This window comes from Streptomyces polygonati, from assembly GCF_042650325.1.
GTDB classification, from domain to species: domain Bacteria; phylum Actinomycetota; class Actinomycetes; order Streptomycetales; family Streptomycetaceae; genus Actinacidiphila; species Actinacidiphila polygonati.
In genome coordinates, this window is sequence record NZ_JBHSBB010000050.1 from 16,203 (window position 1) to 38,181 (window position 21,979).

The 21,979-nt window shown below is 72.9% G+C and carries 9 protein-coding genes and 1 pseudogene; 5 read left to right on the forward strand and 5 right to left on the reverse strand.

Going from position 1 to position 21,979, the window contains the following annotated elements:
• The first annotated feature begins 113 nt into the window (after nt 1-113).
• Nucleotides 114-767, forward strand: a complete 654-nt coding sequence (locus ACFO3J_RS33590) for an HAD family hydrolase (protein WP_386437881.1) — start codon at nt 114-116, stop codon at nt 765-767.
• A gap of 265 nt (nt 768-1,032) precedes the next feature.
• Nucleotides 1,033-6,000, forward strand: a complete 4,968-nt coding sequence (locus tag ACFO3J_RS33595) for an NAD-glutamate dehydrogenase (protein ID WP_386437884.1) — start codon at nt 1,033-1,035, stop codon at nt 5,998-6,000.
• 18 nt (nt 6,001-6,018) lie between these two features.
• Here ACFO3J_RS33595 and ACFO3J_RS33600 read toward each other — a convergent pair whose 3' ends face one another.
• From ACFO3J_RS33600 to ACFO3J_RS33620, 5 genes are all read right to left on the reverse strand, one after another.
• On the reverse strand, nt 6,019-7,803 hold the full coding sequence (locus tag ACFO3J_RS33600; protein WP_386437887.1) for a hypothetical protein: 1,785 nt from the start codon (nt 7,801-7,803) through the stop codon (nt 6,019-6,021).
• A 319-nt stretch (nt 7,804-8,122) separates the two neighbouring features.
• Complete coding sequence (locus tag ACFO3J_RS33605) at nt 8,123-9,100, reverse strand: carbohydrate ABC transporter permease (RefSeq protein WP_386437890.1); 978 nt, start codon at nt 9,098-9,100, stop codon at nt 8,123-8,125.
• Nucleotides 9,097-10,497 (reverse strand): carbohydrate ABC transporter permease, encoded by a 1,401-nt coding sequence (locus tag ACFO3J_RS33610; RefSeq protein ID WP_386437892.1) that lies wholly within the window; start codon nt 10,495-10,497, stop codon nt 9,097-9,099. The genes ACFO3J_RS33605 and ACFO3J_RS33610 overlap by 4 nt, the downstream gene beginning before the upstream one ends.
• Before the next feature lie 7 nt (nt 10,498-10,504).
• Nucleotides 10,505-11,842: an ABC transporter substrate-binding protein gene (locus ACFO3J_RS33615; protein WP_386437895.1), complete on the reverse strand. Its 1,338-nt coding sequence runs from the start codon at nt 11,840-11,842 to the stop codon at nt 10,505-10,507.
• A 275-nt stretch (nt 11,843-12,117) separates the two neighbouring features.
• Entirely contained in the window at nt 12,118-15,888 is a 3,771-nt protein-coding gene (locus ACFO3J_RS33620; RefSeq protein ID WP_386437897.1) for an FtsK/SpoIIIE domain-containing protein, read from the reverse strand.
• Nucleotides 15,889-16,388: 500 nt separating this feature from the next.
• Here ACFO3J_RS33620 and ACFO3J_RS33625 point away from each other — a divergent pair, with 500 nt between their 5' ends.
• The 3 genes and pseudogenes from ACFO3J_RS33625 (at nt 16,389) to prfB (ending at nt 21,898) form a co-directional block, all read left to right on the forward strand.
• Nucleotides 16,389-18,149 carry a serine/threonine-protein kinase gene (locus ACFO3J_RS33625; RefSeq protein WP_386437900.1) on the forward strand — a complete coding sequence of 587 codons (1,761 nt, stop codon included), beginning with the start codon at nt 16,389-16,391 and terminating at the stop codon, nt 18,147-18,149.
• 261 nt (nt 18,150-18,410) lie between these two features.
• A pseudogene (locus tag ACFO3J_RS33630) lies at nt 18,411-19,715 on the forward strand (protein kinase domain-containing protein); the annotation flags it as partial.
• 1,064 nt (nt 19,716-20,779) lie between these two features.
• Complete coding sequence (prfB, locus tag ACFO3J_RS33635; RefSeq protein WP_386437903.1) at nt 20,780-21,898, forward strand: peptide chain release factor 2; 1,119 nt, start codon at nt 20,780-20,782, stop codon at nt 21,896-21,898.
• Nucleotides 21,899-21,979: the final 81 nt, after the last annotated feature.

A 21,979-nucleotide genomic window follows, 5' to 3' on the forward strand; every position in this document is an offset into this window, starting at 1 on the left:
CCGCGCCGCCCCGATCCGCACGGGGTCTTCGCACGGCCGGAGTTCGCCCGGCCGACGTGAGTTATCCACAGGCATGAAACGGGCTGTCGCGGCGCGCGGGTAGATTTTCCCCTGTGAACGCGCATCTCGTGTGGGACTGGAACGGCACCCTGTTCCACGACATGGACGCGGTGATCGGGGCCACCAACGCCTCCTTCGCCGAACTCGGCCTGCCACCGATCACTCTCGACCGCTATCGCGAGTTGTACTGCGTGCCGGTGCCCCTCTTCTACGAGCGGCTCATCGGCCGGCTGCCCACCAGTGCGGAGTGGGAGGTCATGGACGCCACCTTCCACCGCCACTACTGGGCCCTGGCCCAGGCGTGCGGTCTGGCCGACGGCGCCCTGGAACTGCTCACCGCCCGCCAGGCGGCCGGTCTGACCCAGTCGCTGTGCTCGCTCGCGCCGCACGACCGGCTGCTGCCGCTGGTCACATCGCACGGCATCGAAGGGCACTTCCTCCGGGTGGACGGCCGCACCGGTCCGTCCACCGAGGGCAAGGCCGCCCAGATGGCCCGTCATCTCGCCTCGCTCGACGGGCTGGACGGCGGCCGGGTGGTGGTGATCGGCGACGCGCTGGACGACGCCGCGGCGGCCGCCCACGTCGGCGCCTACGCGGTCCTCTACACCGGTGGCTCGGGCAGCCGCCGCAGCCTGGAGTCGGCCGGGGTGCCGGTGGTGGACACCTTGGCCGAAGCCGTCGGGCTGGCCGAGGAGATAGCCCGCTGACCTGGGGCGAAGTGCGGATTGTGGCCAATCCGGCCAAAGGTGTGCGATGCATTTGTACGAAGGCGGCGCATACAGGCACCCCAGCCGGAGCGATAGCCTTGGCGCCGTGATCATCGTTGATCCGTGCACCCGGGACCGATCCGTGCTTGTGCGCACGACGACCCCCTTTCCGGCATGACGTCGTCCCGCAGCAGCAACCCCGCGTCGCGGGACGGCGTGCCATCACCCGACGTCACGCAACGGCGCGCGACAGGAGTCAGAGAACATGCAGACCAAGCTGGACGAAGCCAAGGCCGAGCTGCTGGAACGGGCAGCCAGGGTCGGTGACAACAGCCCGGCGGGAGCGGTATCCGGCCAGGGCCTCGACGCAGAGACGCTGACCGCGTTTCTCCAGCGCTACTACCTGCACAGCGCTCCCGAAGACCTGATGGACCGCGACCCGGTCGATGTCTTCGGTGCCGCGCTCTCGCACTACCGCCTCGCGGAGGTACGCCCGCAGGGCACCGCGAACGTCCGGGTGCACACCCCCACCGTCGAGGAGAACGGGTGGCAGAGCAGCCACACCGTGGTCGAGGTCGTCACCGACGACATGCCCTTCCTCGTCGACTCGGTGACCAGCGCGCTCAACCAGGCCAACCGGGCCATCCACGTCGTGTTCCACCCGCAGTTCCAGGTCCGCCGGGACATCACCGGCAAGCTCCTGGAGGTGATCGGCGCCCCCAGCGGCCCCGAGGACGAGCTGTCCGCGCACGACGTGCTCCTGGAGTCCTGGATCCACGTCGAGATCGACCGCGAGACCGACCGGGCCGACCTCAAGGAGATCGCCGCCGATCTCCGCCAAGTGCTCTCCGACGTCCGCGAGTCCGTCGAGGACTGGACGAAGATGCGACAGGCCGCGAAGACCATCGCGGACGAACTCGCCACCGCCCCCGCGCCGCTGCCCGAGCCGGAGTCCGGTGAGGCGGTGGAGCTGATGCGCTGGCTCTGCGAGGACCACTTCACCTTCCTCGGCTACCGCGAGTACGCGCTGACCACCGAGCCGGGCCCGGACGGCGAGGACGGGGACGTGCTCCACGCCATCCCCGGCACCGGCCTGGGCATCCTGCGCTCCGACCCGGTGCACCCGCACGCGGACAGCACCCATCCCGGGCACCCCGGCCACCCCGACTCGCCGTCCTTCAACCGGCTGTCGGCCGACGCGCGGGCCAAGGCCCGCGAGCCCCGGCTGCTGATCCTCACCAAGGCCAACAGCCGCTCGACCGTGCACCGCCCGTCGTACCTGGACTACGTGGGCGTCAAGCGGTTCGACGCCGAGGGCAATGTGACCGGGGAGTGCCGCTTCCTCGGCCTGTTCTCCTCGGCCGCCTACACCGAGTCGATCCGCCGCGTCCCGGTGATCCGCCGCAAGGTCGACGAGGTGCTGGAGGGCGCTGGCTTCACCCCGGACAGCCATGACGGGCGCGACCTGCTGCAGATCCTGGAGACCTTCCCGCGCGACGAGCTGTTCCAGACGCCCGCCGACGAACTGCGGTCCATCGTCACCAGCGTGCTGTACCTCCAGGAGCGCCGCAAACTCCGCCTGTTCCTGCGGCAGGACGAGTACGGCCGCTACTACTCCGCGCTGGTGTATCTGCCCCGGGACCGCTACACCACGGCGGTACGGCTGCGGCTGACCCACATCCTCCAGGAGGAACTGGGCGGGCGCAGCGCCGACTTCACCGCCTGGAACACCGAGTCGGTGCTGTCCCGGCTGCACTTCGTGATCCGGGTGGACCCCGGCACCCCGCTGCGGCAGCTGGGCGACACGGACGTGGAGCGGATCGAGAACCGGCTGTCGGAGGCCACCCGTTCGTGGGCGGACGGCTTCGCCGAGGCGCTCACCGCCGAATGCGGTGAGGAGCGGGCCGCCGAGCTGCTCCGCCGGTACGGACAGGCGTTCCCCGACGGCTACCGGGCCGACTTCACCCCGCGCGCCGCGGTCGCCGACCTCCAGCACATCGAGAGCCTGGGCGAGGACGACTTCACACTGAGCCTGTACGAGCCGGTGGGCGCCGTTCCCGAGGACCGGCGCTTCAAGATCTACCGCACCGGTGCGCCCGTCTCGCTGTCCGCGGTACTGCCGGTGCTCCAGCGGCTGGGCGTCGAGGTCGTGGACGAGCGGCCCTACGAGCTGCTGCGCCGCGCCGAGAGCTCCCGCACCTGGATCTACGACTTCGGCCTGCGCCTGGACCCGTCGCTGGGCGACCTCGGGGACGACGCGCGTGAGCGGTTCCAGCAGGCGTTCTCCGCCACCTGGACCGGCCGGGCGGAGAACGACGGCTTCAACTCGCTGGTGCTGCGGGCCGGCCTCGACTGGCGGGAGGCCCTGGTGCTGCGGGCCTACGCCAAGTATCTGCGGCAGGCGGGTTCGACCTTCAGCCAGGACTACATGGAGGACACCCTCCGCAACAACGTCCACACCACCCGGCTGCTGACCAACCTCTTCCAGGCCCGGCTGTCGCCCGACCACCAGCGGGCCGGCAGCGAACTGACCGAAGGCATCCTGGAAGAGCTGGACTTCGCCCTCGACCAGGTGGCCAGCCTGGACGAGGACCGCATCCTGCGGGCCTTCCTCACCCTCATCAAGGCCACGCTGCGCACCAACTTCTTCCAGCGGGACTCCAAGGGCGGGCCGCACGCCTATCTGTCGATGAAGTTCGACCCGCGGGCCATCCCCGATCTGCCCGCGCCCCGGCCCGCGTTCGAGATCTGGGTCTACTCACCCCGGGTGGAGGGCGTCCACCTGCGCTTCGGCAAGGTCGCCCGGGGCGGGCTGCGCTGGTCCGACCGCCGCGAGGACTTCCGCACCGAAGTGCTCGGCCTGGTCAAGGCGCAGATGGTGAAGAACACCGTCATCGTCCCGGTCGGCGCCAAGGGCGGCTTCGTCGGCAAGCGGCTACCCGACCCGGCCGTCGACCGCGACGCCTGGATGGCCGAGGGCATCGCCTCGTACAAGACCTTCATCTCCGGTCTGCTCGACATCACCGACAATCTGGTGGCCGGCGAGGTGGTCCCGCCGCAGAACGTGGTGCGGCACGACGGGGACGACACCTATCTGGTGGTGGCCGCGGACAAGGGCACTGCGGCCTTCTCCGACATCGCCAACGAGGTCGCGGTCGGCTACGGCTTCTGGCTCGGTGACGCCTTCGCGTCGGGCGGTTCGGTCGGCTACGACCACAAGAAGATGGCCATCACCTCCAGCGGTGCCTGGGAGTCGGTGAAACGGCACTTCAGAGAGACGGGCCACAACACCCAGGAAGAGGACTTCACCGTCGTCGGGATCGGCGACATGTCCGGGGACGTGTTCGGCAACGGCATGCTGCTGTCCGAGCACATCAGGCTGGTCGCCGCCTTCGACCACCGCCACATCTTCCTCGACCCCAACCCGGACGCGGCCGTCTCGTACGCCGAGCGGCGCCGGTTGTTCGAGCTGCCGCGCTCCTCCTGGGCCGACTACGACACCTCACTGATCTCGTCCGGCGGCGGCGTGTACCCGCGGACGGCCAAGGCGATCCCACTGAGCGCGAACGTCCGCAAGTCCCTCGGCCTGGAGACGTCCGCACTGAAGATCACCCCCGCCGAGCTGATGCGGGCGATCCTCCAGGCGCCGGTGGACCTGCTGTGGAACGGCGGTATCGGCACCTACGTCAAGGCCTCCACCGAGACGCACGCCGACGTCGGCGACAAGGCCAACGACGCGATCCGGATCGACGGCTCCGAACTGCGGGTCAAGGCGGTCGGCGAGGGCGGCAACCTGGGCTTCACCCAGCTCGGCCGGATCGAGTTCGCCCGCTCGGGCGGCCCCGATGGTTCGGGCGGCCGGATCATCACCGACGCGATCGACAACAGCGCCGGGGTGGACGCCTCCGACCACGAGGTCAACATCAAGATCCTGCTGAACAGCGTGGTCGCCGAGGGCGATCTGACCGTCAAGCAGCGCAACAACCTGCTGGCCGAGATGACCCATGAGGTCGGCGATCTCGTGCTGCGCAACAACTACGCGCAGAATGTCGCGCTGGCCAACGGCATGGCGCAGAGCAGCAGCCTGCTCCACGCCCATCAGCGGTTCATCCGCCGGCTGGTGCGCGACGGGCACCTGGACCGGGCACTGGAGTTCCTGCCCACCGACCGGCAGATCCGCGAGCGGCTGGCGGCCGGCCAGGGGCTGACCCAGCCGGAGCTGGCGGTGATCCTCGCCTACGCCAAGATCACCGCTGCCGACGAGCTGATCCACACCGATCTGCCGGACGACCCGTATCTGCGGTCCCTGCTGCACGCCTACTTCCCGGTGCCGCTGCGGGAGCGGTTCGAGCAGCAGATCGACGGCCACGCGCTGCACCGCGAGATCGTCACCACGGTGCTGGTCAACGACACGGTGAACTCCGGCGGGACCACCTTCCTGCACCGCTTCAGGGAGGAGATCGGCGCGACGACCGACGAGATCGTCAGGGCGCATGTCGCGGCCCGCACGATCTTCGGCCTCGGGCAGATCTGGGACGAGGTGGAGTCGCTCGACAATGTGGTGCCCGCGGCCGTGCAGACCCGGATCAGGCTGCACTCGCGGCGGCTGGTGGAACGCGGCACGCGCTGGCTGCTGAACAACCGGATCCAGCCGCTGCAGATCGCCGAGACCATCGAGTTCTTCACCGAAAGGGTGCACACCGTCTGGGCGCAGTTGCCGAAGCTGCTGCGGGGCGCCGACCTGGACTGGTATCAGACCCTGCACGACGAGCTGACCGGCGCCGGGGTGCCGGAGGAACTGGCCGACAAGGTCGCCGGATTCTCCTCGGCCTTCCCCACGCTGGACATCGTGGGGGTCGCCGACCGGAGCGGCAAGGAACCGCTGGAGGTGGCCGAGGTCTACTTCGACCTCGCCGACCGGCTGGGGATCACCCAGTTGCTGGACCGGATCATCCTGCTGCCGAGGGCCGACCGCTGGCAGTCGATGGCGCGGGCGGCCATCCGCGAGGATCTGTTCGCGGCGCACGCGGCGCTCACCGCGGACGTGCTGGCCGCGGGCCAGGACTCGGCCCGACCGGAGGACCGCTACAAGGCGTGGGAGGACCAGAACTCCGGCCTGATCGGCCGGGCCCGCACGACACTGGAGGAGATCCAGGGGGCGGAGGAGTTCGACCTGGCCAGCCTGTCGGTGGCGATGCGGACCTTCCGGACGCTGCTGCGCACCCACCGCTAGGAGCCAGCCGGCCCGCGCTCACCTCCGGCACAAGGTGCGCTCCGCCTCGACCGGGTCGTCGGGGTAGCGGAACACGGTGCGGGTCCAGGCGCCCAGGGCGTTGCGCAGGAAGCGGGAGGGCGTGAGGGGTGCGCGGACGGAGGACTGGAGTTCGGCGAGCGGGCCGCAGGTCAGCGCGTGGCGGGCCGCTCGTACCCGGGCCGGGTCGAGACCGGGCGGCAGGGCGGCGCCGGGGTCGGTGTAGTCGGCGATGATCCAGGCCGGGTCCAGCGGCTTCTCGTGCCCGGAGCGGCCGGCGGTCCGCCGTGCGGTGCGGGCCTGGTGCGCGGCCAGCGGGTAGGCCAGGCCCAGCGGGTCCACGGAGGCGTCCGCCAGCGGCGTCACGACGCCGTTGTAGCCGAGCAGGTCGTAGGAGGCCGCCGTGCGGGCGCCGAAGCGGTGGGCGAGCGGCAGGGACGCGAAACCGTTCCTGCCGCCCGGGATCTGCATCAGCAGAACCGGCCGGCCCGCCTCCTCGGCCGCCCGCAGGGCCGGACGCAGCGGTTTGCGCCGCCGGCCGTGGGTCGCCTCGGTGATCGGGTGCGGGTCGCCGGTGTAGCCGACGTAGTCGCGCTGTTCGTCGAGGATCAGATACGGATTCCCGCTCGACGCCACCGGCCGCCACAGCAGCGCGCAGCACACCGCCCACGCCGCCAGCGCCCCGGCCACGGCGATCACCGGCCGGGACAGCGGTACGGCGCACAGCGGCATCACCAGCAGCAGCAGGCCGGGCACCAGCAGCCGGCCGTGCATGAAATCGCCGCCGACCCGGCACACATAGAGCCAGGAGAGCAGCCCCGCGACCGGCGGTGCCAGCAGTTCCGGGCGCAGCGCCGTCCGGCGCGGTACGAGGACGGCCAGCGCCGCGAGCAGCGTCAGGGGCACCCACAGCCAGTAGGGTCCGGCGAAATTGCCGAAGTACGCGAAGCCGCGCGACCACACCGCCTGCGAGGCCTCCTTGGTGAGCGCGGGGAGCGGGACCAGGACTCCGTAGTAGCCGGCCCGGAAGACCTCGTAGGCGGCGGGCAGTCCGGCCGCCGCGCCGAGCATCAGCAGGGTCCGCCCGGGAGGCGGGCGCAGCAGCCACCACAGGGCGCCCAGGAACACCGCGCCGACCAGTGCGAGGTCGGGCCGCACGAGCGGTCCGAGCCCGATGACGAAGGCGGCGGCGTAACCGCCGGGTCGACGGGAGCGGGCCGAGCCGGCCGCCGGGGGCCGGGCGCGGACCAGCAGCCACCAGGAGCAGCCGATCCAGCCGGTGGAGAGACCGTTCTCCAGGCCGGAACTGGCGTAGTCCCAGTCGGCCTTGACCGGGAGCAGGATCAGTATGCCCAGCGGCAGCAGGGGGGCGGCGCTCAGCGGGCGTACCGCTGAGCGGGCCGCGGCCATGACCGCGATGTAGCCGGCACCGGTGAGCAGGATGCCGAGGGTGACGGCGACCACCGACGGGTCACGGCCGCAGAGGTAGGCGGCGCCCGCGATCAGCCACTGCCACAGTGTCCCGGTGGACGCCTCGGCGCGCTCGCCGAGGTTGAAGACGGGGCCGTGGCCGGCCAGCAGTTGGCGGACGGTCCGGGAGTAGATCAGGCCGTCGTCGCCGACCCAGCGCTGCCGGTAGCCCATGTACATCGCGACGAGGGCGGGCCCGCCCACGATCGCGGCCTCCCGCGCCCGCCTGCCGCCGCGCCGCCCGGCCCAGGACCGGTCGGCGCCCTCGTCGAGCTGACGGTGCCGTGACTCGGGGATCAGCTCATGCGATGTCATGACAACTCCAGCCTCGGGCAACCTCGCTTTCCGAGCCTCCCAAGCCCCCGCCCCTCCCCGCACCCGCCACGCGGGCACGGCCCCGCCCCTACGGCCAGGTGGCGGATCGCCCAGCCGCGCCTTGCCTCAGCGGGACATCGACGGGGGGTGGTTCGGTTCGGGGGCAGGCGCTCCGCCGTCGTGGCTGGTCGCGCAGTTCCCCGCGCCCCTGTAAAGCACCGTCGGCAGTAAGGCCGCGCTCTTGCAGGGCACCGTCCGGGCCCCGGTCAGCGAGGTCGTGCCCCGAAGGGCCGCAGGCCCTCCGGGGAACCGCCGGAGGCTACTTCACGGCCCCCGCCATCACCCCCGAGACGAACTGGCGTTGGAAGGCGAAGAAGACGATCAGCGGGATGATCATCGAGACGAAGGCGCCCGGGGCCAGGATGTCGATGTTGTTGCCGAATTGGCGGACCTGTTCCTGGAGGGCCACCGTGATGGGCTGGGAGTCGCTGTTCGCGAAGATGAGGGCGACCAGCATGTCGTTCCAGACCCAGAGGAACTGGAAGATGCCGAGGGAGGCGATGGCCGGGCCGCCCAGGGGCATGACGACCTGGGTGAAGAGGCGGAGTTCGCCGGCGCCGTCGAGGCGGGCCGCCTCCAGGAGTTCGCGCGGGATCTCGGCGAAGAAGTTGCGGAGCAGGAAGATGGCGAAGGGCAGGCCGAAGGCGGTGTGGAAGAGGACGACGCCGATGATGTCGCCGAAGATGCCGATGTCGCCGAACAGCCGGGCCACCGGGATCAGGGCCACCTGGACGGGGACCACCAGCATCGCCACCACCGCTATGAACCACCAGTCGCGGCCCGGGAAGTCCATCCACGCGAAGGCGTAGCCGGCCAGCGAGCCGATCACCACCACCAGCAACGTGGCCGGCACGGTGATCAGCGCGGTGTTGACCAGCGAGTCGGTGATCGCGTGATTGTCCAGCAGGGTGCGGTAGTTGGAGACGGTGAGCTGGGAGGGGGAGGTGAAGACCTTCCACCAGCCGCTGGCCGAGATGTCGGTCGGGCTGCGCAGGCTGGACAGCAGCAGGCCGAAGGTCGGCAGCAGCCAGAACAGCGCCACCACCAGCAGCACGATCCGCACCACCCCGCCGCCTGCCACGGCCGCCAGCCGGGAGGCGATCCCGCGCCCGCCGCCGGCCGACCTGGGCCGCACCACGACGGGCGGCGCCGTGACCGCCGGCCGGCCGGCCGTCCCCCCGGCCCCCGCACCGGGCCCCGCACCAGTCCCCGCACCCGCGCTCGCGTCCGCGCTCATCGCCGTCCCTCCCTGCGCAGCCGCCGGATGTTGAAGATCATGACGGGCAGGACGAGCAGCAGCAGGATCACACCGATCGCACTGCCGACGCCCTGGTCGTCACCGCCGCCGAAGGACGACAGATAGAGCTGGAGGGCCAGCACATTCGCGTCGGACTGGGTGTTGCCCGGCGCGATGATGTACACGAGGTCGAAGACCTTCAGTACGTTGATCATCAGGGTGACCATCACCACGACCAGCACCGGAGCGAGCAGCGGCACGGTGATCCGGCGGAAGACCTGCCACTCGTTGGCGCCGTCCACCCGTGCCTGCTCCAGCAGTTCGCGCGGGACGCCGGCCAGGCCCGCCGCGATCAGCACCATCGCGAAGCCCGCCCACATCCAGACGTAGGACGCGATGATCGAGGGGGTGACCAGATTCGGGCCGAGCCAGTTGATGCCGCCGTACTTGCCGGAGAAGTTCGAGGCGGGCAGCCGCAGCTGGGCGCCGACCGCCGTGGCCGGAAGGGCGTAGGTGCCGTCCTTGCCGGAGGTGGCCGAGGCGACGACCTTGCCGTCCCGGACCGCCTGCACCTTCACCCCGGACAGCGCCTTCTCCCCCGGATCGATCACTCCGGCCTTGCCGGTGCCGCCCGGCCGGAAGTCCAGCCATACGGTGCCGGTCACCGCGCCCGGCTTCGCGGTCGCCGGACGAGCCTGCCGGGCGCCGGCCGGGAGCTTGTTCCGCGGGATGCCGATCAGCGGCAGATCCGCCGGAGCGCCGCTGGCGGCGGCGGACTTGGTGGTGTACGACCCCCCGGCCGTCGCCGCGAGATCGCCACCGGGGCGCGGCCGGGCCCCGGGGTAGGCCGCGTTGTCGGTGAAGGTGTCGTGCACCGCCACCACCACCGCGTTGGCCACCCCGCGCGACGGGTCCTGCTCGTAGACCAGCCGGAAGATGATGCCGGCCGCCAGCATCGAGATCGCCATCGGCATGAAGACGACCAGCTTGAACGCCGTTCCCCAGCTGACCCGTTCGGTCAGCACCGCGAAGACCAGGCCCAGCGCGGTCGCCACCGTCGGCGCCACCACCACCCAGATCGCGTTGTTGCGGACCGCGGTGAGGATGCCGTGGTCGCTGAAGACGGTGCCGAAGTTCTTCAGCCCGACGAAGCCGCTGCCGTCCGCGTCGTACAGGCTGCGGTAGACGGTGAAGCCGATCGGATACGCCACCAGCGCGCCCAGCAGGATCAGCGCGGGCAGCAGGAACAGCGCGGCGACCCACGGCCGGGTGCCCATGACGCTGCGGCGGAGGCGCACCGGGGGGCGGCCGGCGCCGGGGCCCTCGACCGGGCCCGGCGCGGCCGGGGCGGCACCGGTGATGCCGCCCCCCGCTCCCGGAACGGAGGCGTCAGCCATCCGGCCCTCAGTTCCCGTACGCCTTGACGGCGTCGGCTTCCAGCTTCGCCTGCGCGCCCGCCACGTCGGACGGCTTGCTGAGGAAGTCCTGGAGGTCCTTCCACTCGCCCTGGCCCTTGGTGCCGCCGAACGCCGCCGGCGCCTGGTCGGACATGTCGAACCGGAAGTCGTCACCGGACGCGATCAGCGACTTGGCGATGTCGCGCTGTACGTCGTCCGGATACGCCGACAGCGGGAGCGACTTGTTCGGCGAGAGGTAACCGCCGCCCTGGGCCCAGATCTTGGCGGCGTCGGTCGAGGCGATGAAGGTCAGCAGCGCCTGCGCGCCCTTGCTGTCCTTGAGCGCGACCGCCACGTCGCCGCCGCTGACCACCGGCGCCTTGCCGGTGCCGACCGCCGGGAAGGGGAACTCCTTGGCGTCGGTGCCCACCTTCGCCTTGGTGTTGGCGCTGATGAACGCCGATACGAAGTCCGCCTCGTAGACCATCGCGGCGCCGGGCGGATTACCGGTGAAGACGGTCGTGACCGACTTCGGGAAGTCCGCGCCGAGCGCGCCGCTCGTACCGCCGGCGATCAGGTCCTTGTTGCCGAAGAGCTGGGCCAGCGTGGTGAGCGCGGTTTTCACCGACGGATCGGTCCATTTGATCTGATGAGCGGCCAGCTGATCGTATTTCTGCGGACCGGCCTGCGAGAGATAGATGTTCTCGAACCAGTCGGTGAGCGTCCAGCCGTCGGCGCCGCCGATCGATACCGGCGGGGTGCCCGACTCGAAGACGGTTTCCGCGGTCTTCAGGAAGTCCGCCCATGTCGTCGGCACGGACGCGCCCGCGTTCTCGAAGGCCGCGGTGTTGTACCAGATCATCGACTTGTTGGAGACCTTCGCGTACACCCCGTACTGCTTGCCCTTCCAGGAGCCGAGTTTCTGCCAGCCGGGCGAGAAGTTCGCGCTGAGTTGGGCCTGCGCCGCCGGACCGAGTGGTTTCAGCCAGCCCTTGTCGGCGAATTGGTGCAGGACACCGTTCTGGGCGAGGAAGGCGACATCGGGCGGAGCGCCGCCGGCGATCTTCGTGCCCAGGAAGGTGGACTGGCTGTCGCCGGTGGGTACGAAGGTGGACTTCGCGCCGGTCAGCTTGTCGAACTCGTCCAGCACCTTCTGGAAGTTCTGCTGCTCGGGGCCGGTCCATACGGCGGCGACCTCGATCTTCTGGCCGTGCAGATCGGGGAGTCCCAGTCCCGCGTCGGACGCGGACACCGGAGCGGCGGTCGGCGAACTCTTGCTCTCGTCCGTCTTGTCGCCGCCGCCGCAGGCGGACGCGGTGAAGGCGAGTGCGGAGGCGGCGAGCACGGCGAGCGCTATCCGGGTGGCGCGGGTAACGCGCCCGCGCTGCGCCGGGCTTGTGCCGCCGCTTTCACCTAACGATGCGATCGGCTCGAACGATGTGAACACCTTTGACGGCGTGGCCATTTTGTCATCCCCTCAGTCCCGTGCCGTCTGTCCTACGCCGGGTCGACAAGGGCCGCAAGGGCGAGCGGGGGAGCGCGTGAACCATCGTGACCATGCCGTGATCTTGGCGTAAACATGGCCCTGGTTGATTGACTGTTTACCTATCCGATAGTCACTCAGATGAGGGGTGTTGCCCGGGAAATGGCGGAGAGGGGGCCTTCTTCCGCGGGACCGGCGGATTCCGCTCCCGAAGATGCCGGAGGAGCCGGGGGAGCCGATGAAGGCGCCCGGGACGCCGGGGTGGCCGAATCGGCCGAGGCCGGGGAGGACACCGCGGCCGCCCCGGACGCCGAGGATTCCGCCGCCCGCTCCAGCGCGCTGGCCAGCAGCGCGAGATCGGTCGGCCCGTTGCCCAGCTCCCGCACCTGGCGGCGGGCGGGCGGGTCGCCCATCCGCTCCCACTCCAGCGCCACCACGGTCGGCCGCAGTGTCGCCGTCCGCGGAATCCTGGCGCTGACCCGGGCCGCCTGGAAGGCCGTCACGGCGCCGCCCGGCCGCCGCAGATAGCCCCGGCCGGGCACCGCGTCGTCCAGTCCCGCCGGGTCCTCCACATGCACCAGCAGCGTGGCCGATTCCGGGTCCGGCATCCGCAGCGCGATCCGCAGCCGTGCCGCCTCGTCCGCGTCCGTACCCGCCGTCCGCTCCGGTCGGCCGGTCGCGAACACCAGGTGCACACCGAGCCGTTCGCCGTCCCGCGCGACCGTTTCCAGCGCGCGGACGACGCTGCCCGCGGTCGGGCGGCCCGGGCTGCCGAGGGCGGGCGCGACCAGCGCGTCGAAGTCGTCCACGATCACGACGAGGCGGGGCAGGCGGGGGAGCACGGGAACAGGACCCGGGGGCTGCGACCGCGCCGGCTCCTGAGGGGCGGCATCCGGCCAGCGGGCGGCGTCCGGCGCGGTGGGCTTGCGGTCGGCCGTGCCGCTCTGGTGCGGCAGGGTCGCCGCGACCAGCCGGTCGGCGTGCCAGGCACCGAAGGTCTGCTCGCCCAGCACTTCCGCGCGCCGCTTCAGCTCGGCGCTCAGCGCCTGGGCGAACTCCCGCATGCGTACCGGGTCCGAGGCGACCAGATGGGTGGATACGTGGGGCAGGTCGGCGACCGCCAGCAGGCCCTCGCCGCGCTCCTGCCCGGCGCCGTCGACCAGCACCAGGGCGAGCCGGTCCGGGCGCTCGGCCGCGGCCAGCCCCGCCGCGAGCGAGCGCAGCAGCTCCGTCTTGCCCGAGCCGGGGGCGCCGCCCACCACGGTGTGCGGGCCCTCCGCGACCAGGTCCACCACGACGCGCCCGCCGCCGCCCGCTCCCAGCACGGCCCGGGCGGCGGCGGCCCCCGCGGGTGCCTCCGCCCAGCGCGCGGCGATCTTCGCGGGTGTCGCCAGCGCGAGGTCCAGTTCGTCCAGCAGCCGTACGGTCACCGGCAGCGCGTGCCGTGACCGCCCGCCCATTTCCTGCTCGTCCGCCTCCCGCAGCGGCGCCAGCGCCCGCGCGAAGTGCTCGGCCCAGGCGGCGGACACGGCGTCCACCACGATGCCCTCCGGAGGGCTGACCGGCAGGGGGCCCGCGGCGCGCGTATGGCGCGCTCCGGGGTGGCCGAGCTCTGCGTCCTGCGGCCGTCCCGCGCTCGCCGACCGCTCCCCGGGGCCGGCCGGGCCCCGGCCCAGATCCTGCTGACGGCCCGGCTCGCCGGCGCGTCCCGCGCCTCCGGCACCGCGCCCGTCGCTGGCGAGCACCGCCGCCCCGGAAGCGGCGGGGCCGCCCCCGGTCCCGCCGTAGCCTTCGCTCCGCCCATGGTCCCGGTCGCCGTCACGTCCGACGGCCTGGGTGCCGCCCCGGCCGTCGTCACGTTCGGCGGGCCGGGCGTCCGGGCCCCCGGTCCGCGTACGGCCCCGGTCGTCGGCGCCGCGGCCGCCGCCACCGGCCGGGCCCCCGGCTGCGTTTCCGGCGTCGCCGCCGGTCCGCGTACGGCCGCGGCTGTCGCTGCTGCCGCCGGCCGGCCACGCGCGGGCCTCCCCGGCGTCTCCGGCGTCTCCGTCCGGCGCGCGGTCCGCGTCCCGCGGGTGCTCCGGGTCGCCCGCCGGGCCGGCCGCGGCCGGTGCGGCCGAGCCCGCGGCAGGCGTGATGTGGAGGGTCGTCGCCACGTCCCCCGAGAGGTGGGCCACCAGGCCCGTGGTGATGACCGGGTGCTCGCCGGTCTCGGTGAGGCTGAGGACGTGGATGCCCGAGGCGGGGCCGGAGGCGGCCAGGCGGGCGGCGGTTTCGCGGAGGGTGACGGAGCCGGGGTCGCCGTCGATGACCAGGACGGTGTACGGGCCTTCGTAGGCGGCGGTCGCGGCGGCCACCGAGGCGGCGGAGGCGGTCGCCCAGCGGGGGCCCAGCGCGCCGGATTCGAGGCGGCGGGTCAGCTCGGCGGTGCGGGACTCGGCCTGGTCGCGGTCGAAGGCGAGCAGCAGGCGGCAGTCCTGGCCGTGGGCCGGGCGCAGATGCGGCAGCCAGTTGACCCAGGACCACTCCTCGGCCCGCTGGTCGGAGCCGCGCGCCCGGTCCGCGCTGATCAGCACGATCTCCAGGGCGGCGGGGGAGTGCAGGGCGCACAGCTGGGCCAGTACGGCCCGGGCGAGTCCGGCCAGCCGGGGGCGCGGTCCGCTCAGGGCGAGCGCGGCGGTCAGGGGCGAGCGGAGGTCCACCGTGAAGGGCACCCCGGGCAGCCGGCGCGCGCCGTCCTCGGACACCAGATCCGCGCTCCCCAGCCGTATGTTGAGCGCGTCCGGGTGGCCGGGGCCCCGCTCCCACAGCCGCCGGCCCGGTCCGAGCGCGGTGAGCAGGACGGCGGCCGGGTCCGGCCAGCGGCCCCGCAGGGTCTCCGCCTCGGTGTCGTCGACCGTCTCCGGCCCCGCTCCGGCCCCGCGGCCACCGCCGCCGAGCCGTCGCTTGGCCCAGGCGCCTATGGCGTCCACCACGCGCGGCCGGTCGGCTTCCCCGCCCGGCGCGTGCGCGCCTCTGGCCCGCTCTCCGGTGGCCCGTCGCCGTCCGTCGGGATCGTCGGCGGCCGGGCTGGGGATGCCCCGGCCGAAGGTGACGGCCTCCCGGGGGTCGGGGGCGTCGGCGGGGTCCCGGTAGGCCGCGCCCGTCTCAGGACCCGGCTCGTTACCGAGCCCTCCGTACTCCGACGGCGGCCAGGCCGCGCGCCGCAGTGACACCCGCAGATGGCCGTCCTCGTCGGGCGCCGAGGGCAGCGGCGCGGGCTCGGGGGTGTGCGCGGCGGCGAGCCGCAGGGTCGATTCGCCGATGCCGAGCAGGGCTCCGGGCGGGAAGGGCACCGGCTGCGCGCCGACCGCCTTCCCGGACAGCGTCGTGCCGTTGGTGGAGCCGAGGTCCGCGACCGTGACCGCGCCGTCCGCGCCGACCGCGATCTCGCAGTGCAGCCGGGAGACGTCCGGGTCGTCCAGCGGCACATCGGCGTCCGCCGAGCGCCCGATCCTGGCCTGGCCGCCGGGCAGCAGATGGACGCCGCCGGCATCCGGGCCGCCCACCACATGCAGCCGGGGGAGTTCGGCCGGCGGGCGGCCGTACTGCCCGAACCGGCCGTACTGGCCCTGGTCGGCGTGGCCGCCGCCCTCGCCGTACTGCTCGGCGGGGGTGTGCAGCGAGACCAGCGCGCCGTCCACCAGCGGCGGCACCCCGAGGACAGCGGTGGGGGCGAGCCGCTGGCTGCCCGCGTAGAGCACCACCGAGGAACCTGCGGAGCGGCCCCCGGACTGCGCCGATCCGGCGGCCGAGGCGAGTGCCCCCGCCACCGCGCTCAGGGGGGTGCCCCCGGGCGCCGTGATGAGCACGTCGCAGCCTCGCACGGCCCGGCCGCTGCGCGGCCCGAGGACGGTCAGCCGGATCTGCATCTCGTCCGCGGTCCCTTCTCCCCGGGCCCTGCCACCGGCCGGAAGCGGATGTCTCTTCCCGGCCGTGCACGGGCGCGTCGACGTACAACGGATGCATCCTCCCACCCGCCACCGACAGCCCGTCCCCGGTCCCGTCCCCGGTGATCTTGACCGATCGGTGGGCGATCATCCCATGACCGTTCCGGTACCGGAAACGACCGGGGGGCGCGGGGCGACCGAGCCCGGGCCCGCGCGGCAACCAAGCCGAAGTCGGCGGCGTCCTAGGAGGGAACGAACAGGAGGACCCGCGACGGTACGACGGCGGATTCACGAGGGGATCGCGAGGGGTTCACGGGGGGATCGCGAGGAGGGTCCGCACACCGGTTTCGCTGTGGGCGACCTGCGGTTCCCCGGTGCTGTCCGGACGCTTCGTCGGTGGTCGGCACTACGCTTGCCGGGATCAGCCAGTCAAACGGGGTAAGCGGGCGGACGAGCCCACAGGGAGCTAGGGAGCGCATGACGTGCGGCCGGTAGGCAGCAAGTACCTCCTGGAGGAGCCGCTGGGACGCGGCGCCACCGGCACCGTCTGGCGTGGCCGGGTGCGCGGTGCGGACGGCGCCGTGGTGCCCGGCGAGGCGGTCGCGGTCAAGGTGCTCAAGGAAGAGCTGGCGAGCGACCCCGACGTGGTGATGCGCTTCCTGCGGGAGCGTTCCGTGCTGGTCAGGCTGCGCCACCCGCACATCGTCCGGGTCCGGGACCTGGTGGTCGAGGGCGATCTGCTGGCCCTGGTGATGGATCTCATCGACGGCCCCGACCTGCACCGCTATCTGCGGGACAACGGCCACTTCTCGCCGGTCGGCGCCGCCCTGCTCACCGCGGCTGTCGCCGACGCGCTGGCCGCCAGCCACGCCGACGGCGTGGTGCACCGGGATCTGAAACCGGCCAATGTGCTGCTCGCCACCGTCACCGGCGAGGACGGCACCGAGCGGATGCACCCGATGCTCACCGACTTCGGTATCGCGCGGCTGGCCGATTCGCCGGGCCTGACCCGCACCCATGAGTTCGTGGGCACACCGACGTATGTGGCGCCCGAGTCCGCGCAGGGCCGCCCGCAGACCTCGGCGGTGGACGTCTACGGCGCCGGCATCCTGCTGTACGAGCTGGTCACCGGCCGTCCGCCGTTCCGCGGCGACAGCGCGATCGAGGTGCTGCAGCACCATCTCAATGACACGCCCGAGCGGCCGGGCAACGTCCCGGAGCCGCTGTGGACGGTCATCGAGCGCTGTCTGCGCAAGGAGCCGGGCCAGCGGCCCAGCGCGGAGAATCTGGCCCGGGCGCTGCGGGTGGTCGCCGCGGGCGTCGGGGTGCACGCGAGTCCGGCCCAGGTCGAGGCGGCCTACGGCGTCGGCGCGCTGCTCGCCCCGGACCCGACTCCGACCCTGGTCCCCGACACGGGTGTCGGCGACGCCGATCCCACCCAGGTGCTGCCCTCCGGCGGCGGGTCCGCCGTCAACGCCTTCGATCCGAACGCGGCCACCGCCGTGCTCCCCTCCGAGTCCCGGGCGCCGGACGGGACCCGGCTGCTGCCGCAGACTCCCGGGAGCGCGCCGCAGCCGCCGCAGGGCCCGCATCCGTGGGAGTCCCAGCTGAGCGCGGCCCGGCACCGCAACGAGCAGACGGAGGTGCAGCAGCACCTCCCGCCGGATCAGGACCCGCTGCGCCGCCGCCCGCACCGCCAGCCGGGCACCGCCCAGCCGCCGCAGCCGCCGCAGTCGTACGGGCAGCAGCAGTACGGCGGCCGGCCGCCGTACCCCGAGCAGGGCCGGGGGCCTGGAGCGGGCCAGCCGGGCGCCCAGCAGGCCCAGGGTTACGGCTACTCGCCGCAGCAGCCCCAGGCCCCGCAGCAGCCGCAGCAGCGCCGTGCCGCGCCCCCGCCGAGCCGGCCGCGCCCGGAGCAGCGCTACGAGCCCCAGGCGTACGAGCGCCCGCCCGCCGCTCCCCGGCCGCCGGCCGCCGAGCCGCCCCGGGGCCGCGAACCGCGTGAGCCCCGCGGGTCGGGCCGCCGGAGCGCCAACCCGATGAAGATCCCCGGCCTCGGCTGCCTCAAGGGCTGCCTGATGGTGATCCTCGTCATCGTGGTGATCTTCGTGCTGGTCTGGTACACCACACCGCTGCCCGACTGGGTGAACAGCACGCGCAACCTGTGGGACGCCGGGTCGAACGGGGTCAGGACGGTGTGGGACCAGGTGTCGTCGCTCACCGGGGGCTCGGACAACGGCTGAGCGTCGGACCACGGCTGAGCGTCGGACAACGGCGTGCGGCGGGCTCGGGCGCGGGGGCGGCGGGGGCGGGCGGGTCCACCCGCCGTCCCCGCCGGCCGCCGCCAACCCCCTTACCGGCAGCCGATGTTGACGACATGTCGACTTCCGGAGGGTGATTTCTCCACCGATACGCCTCCTGACCGCCCGCCCGTACCCGAACAGCCGCTGACCCGCGTAGTTTTGTCGCCAACGCGACGGACCTTCGGAGGAGTCGGAGCAGCCTTGGCCAGGAAGATCGGCAGCCGGTACACCGCACACCAGGTGCTCGGGCGGGGGTCCGCGGGCACGGTGTGGCTGGGCGAGGGCCCCGAGGGGCCGGTCGCGATCAAGCTGCTGCGCGAAGACCTGGCCTCCGACCAGGATCTGGTGGGACGTTTCGTCCAGGAGCGCACCGCGCTGCTCTCCCTCGACGACCCGCACATCGTCGGCATCCGCGATCTCGTCGTGGACGGCACCGACCTGGCCCTGGTCATGGATCTGGTGCGCGGCACCGACCTGCGGTCCCGGCTGGAGCGCGAGCGCCGGCTGACCCCGCAGGCGGCGGTGTCCGTCGCCGCCGACGTGGCCGACGGACTGGCCGCCGCGCACGCGGCCGGCGTCGTGCACCGCGACGTCAAACCCGAGAACGTCCTGCTGGACTCGGCGGCCCCGCCCGGCCCGGGCGGCGCCCCGCCCGCGCTGCTCACCGACTTCGGCATCGCCCGCCTGGTCGACTCCCCGCGCCGCACCCGCGCCACCCGGATCATCGGCACCCCGGACTATCTGGCCCCGGAGATCATCGAGGGCCTGCCGCCGCGCGCCTCGGTCGACATCTACGCCCTCGCCACCGTGCTCTACGAGCTGCTGGCCGGCTTCACGCCCTTCGGCGGCGGTCACCCGGGCGCGGTGCTGCGCCGGCACGTGACCGAGGCCGTACAACCGCTGCCGGGCCTGCCCGACGAGCTGTGGCTGCTGCTCGCCCAGTGCCTCGCCAAGGCGCCGGCCTCCCGGCTCACCGCGGGGGAGCTGGCCGCGCGGCTGCGCGAGCTGCTGCCGGGCCTGGCCGGGGCCCCCGCGCTGGAGGTGGCAGCGCCCGGCGCCGACGGCAGCGCCGCCGAGACGCCCTACGGCGACGAAGCGCCCGCCGAGTCGCCCTTCGCGCCCGGTCACGGTCCCGGCACCGGCGCGGTCGCCGGCCCGGACCGCAAGCGCGGCGCCGTCCCACTGGTCCGGGGCGCCGCCCCCGACTCCAGCCGTGACACCCACACCAGCATCAAACTGCCCACCGCCGACGAACTGGCGGCGGCCGGGCGCGGCGCGCCGCGCGGCGGGAGCAAGGCCGCCGGCAACCGCGCCTCCGCCGCCGAGCGCCCGGCCAGCCCCCGCCACCGCGCGGTGTCGGACGCCCTGCGGCAGCGCCGGCTCAAGGTGGCCGCTGCCGCCGCCGCGGCCCTCGCGGTGGCCGGAATCGGCGGCTGGGGCATCGCGGCGGCCGGCTCCAACGGCCCGGCCGGCTCCGGCACCTCCCGGGACGACCAGCCGCCGGCCGGCCCTTCTCCCAGCAGCTCTCCGACCGGCCTTCCGAGCGCCCCGGCCGCCACCCCGACGGCGCCCACCGCGGGCGCGCCCTCACCGCAGGGCGTCACAGGCGCGCCCGTTGCCCTGCCGCGCTGGTCCGCCTTCGACGACGTACCGGCCCCGTCCGTCCGGCTCACCGGCGGCCCGCGCGCGCTGGTCATGGGCGGCGCCACCTATGTCTTCGCCCGGGGCGCGGACAAGAACGTCTGGTACGTCGTGCACGACAGCACCGGCTACGGACCCTGGCACCGGCTCACCGGTATAAGCACCACCGACGATCCCGCGGTCGCCTCCGCCGAGGCGGGCCGGATCGATCTGTTCTCCCTGGGCACCGACGGTCTGCTCTACCGCCGTACCCTGTCCGGCGGCTACTGGAACGCCTGGTCGCAGGTGGACGAGCGCACCCGTTTCGACGCCGCGCCCGCCGCCGCCTCCTCCGAGCCCGGCCGGATCGATCTGGTCGGCCGGGTGGGCGGCGATCTGGTGACCGCCTCACTGGTCGAGGGCCGCTGGAACGCCTGGGCGCTGGTGCCCACCGCCGGCCGGATCACCGAGGCGCCCGCCCTGGTCTCGCGCTCCGACGGCACCCTGGACGCCTTCGTCGTCCGCAAGGCCGACGGGGCGGTGCTGCGGTTGCCGTACTCCGGCGGCGCCTGGCGGCCGTCCTCGCTGGTGGGAGGCCTCGACGCGGCCGGACACCGCCCGGAGGCGGTGGCCGTCGGGAGCAGGATCTACGTCTTCGCGGGCGGTGACCAATCGGCCGGCTCGAGTTCGGCGGCCCTGCCGCGCGGCGGCGGTACGGGACCGGTGGCCGCGGCCGCCGCCGGGCGGTCGCTCCAGCTGTACGCCAGGACCGGGTCGGGGACGCTGACCCGGTCGACCGCCTCGGTCTGAGCGGGCGGGGCGCGGCGGTGCCGCGGGGTCGGCCGCCGCGGCGCCCGACCGGACCCGCGCGGGCGCGTGAGCAGGGGCGCCGGGCGGAAGCCTGTGGACGAGGGACTCTGCTGTCTTCGCCCAGCCGGTAGGCTGGAGGGGTGGCGATCGTCGATGTATCCGAAGAACTGAAGTCCCTGTCCTCGACCATGGGATCGATCGAGGCCGTCCTCGACCTCGGGAAGATGCGGGCCGACATCGCCGCGCTGGAGGAGCAGGCCGCGGTCCCGTCCCTGTGGGACGACCCGGAGAGCGCGCAGAAGATCACCAGCCGTCTCTCCCACCTCCAGGCCGAGCTGCGCAAGGTCGAGGCGCTGCGCAGCCGGATCGACGACCTGTCCGTCCTCTTCGAGCTGGCCGAGGCGGAGGACGACGCGGACACCCGTACCGAGGCCGAGGCCGAGCTGGTGACCGTGCAGAAGGCGCTGGACGAGATGGAGGTCCGCACCCTGCTGTCCGGTGAGTACGACGCCCGGGAGGCGCTGGTCAACATCCGCGCCGAGGCGGGCGGCGTCGACGCGGCCGACTTCGCCGAGCAGCTCCAGCGGATGTATCTGCGCTGGGCCGAGCGGCACGGCTACTCCACCGAGGTCTATGAGACCTCGTACGCCGAAGAGGCCGGCATCAAGTCCACCACCTTCGTGGTGAAGGCGCCCTACGCGTATGGCACCCTCTCGGTCGAGCAGGGCACCCACCGGCTGGTGCGGATCTCGCCCTTCGACAACCAGGGCCGCCGCCAGACGTCGTTCGCCGGCGTCGAGGTGCTCCCGGTGGTCGAGCAGTCCGACCACGTCGAGATCGACGAGACCGAACTGCGGGTCGACGTCTACCGCGCGTCGGGCCCCGGTGGCCAGGGCGTCAACACCACCGACTCCGCGGTGCGCATCACCCACCTCCCCACCGGCATCGTCGTCTCCTGTCAGAACGAGCGCTCGCAGATCCAGAACAAGGCCAGCGCGATGAACGTACTGCAGGCCAAACTCCTGGAGCGGCGCCGGCAGGAGGAGCAGGCCCTGATGGACTCCCTGGGCAAGAGCGACGGCGGCAACTCGTGGGGGAATCAGATGCGTTCCTACGTCCTGCACCCGTATCAGATGGTCAAGGACCTCCGCACGGACTACGAGGTCGGCAATCCGCACGGTGTCCTCGACGGCGACATCGACGGCTTCATCGAGGCGGGCATCCGCTGGCGCAAGTCGCACGAGAAGGCCGTCGCCTGAGCGGTCCGACTGCTCTTCGTCCAGGTGTTGTCACCGTGTGATGTCACAGTGGGGTAGCGAACTCCCGGCCACACCTGGGCA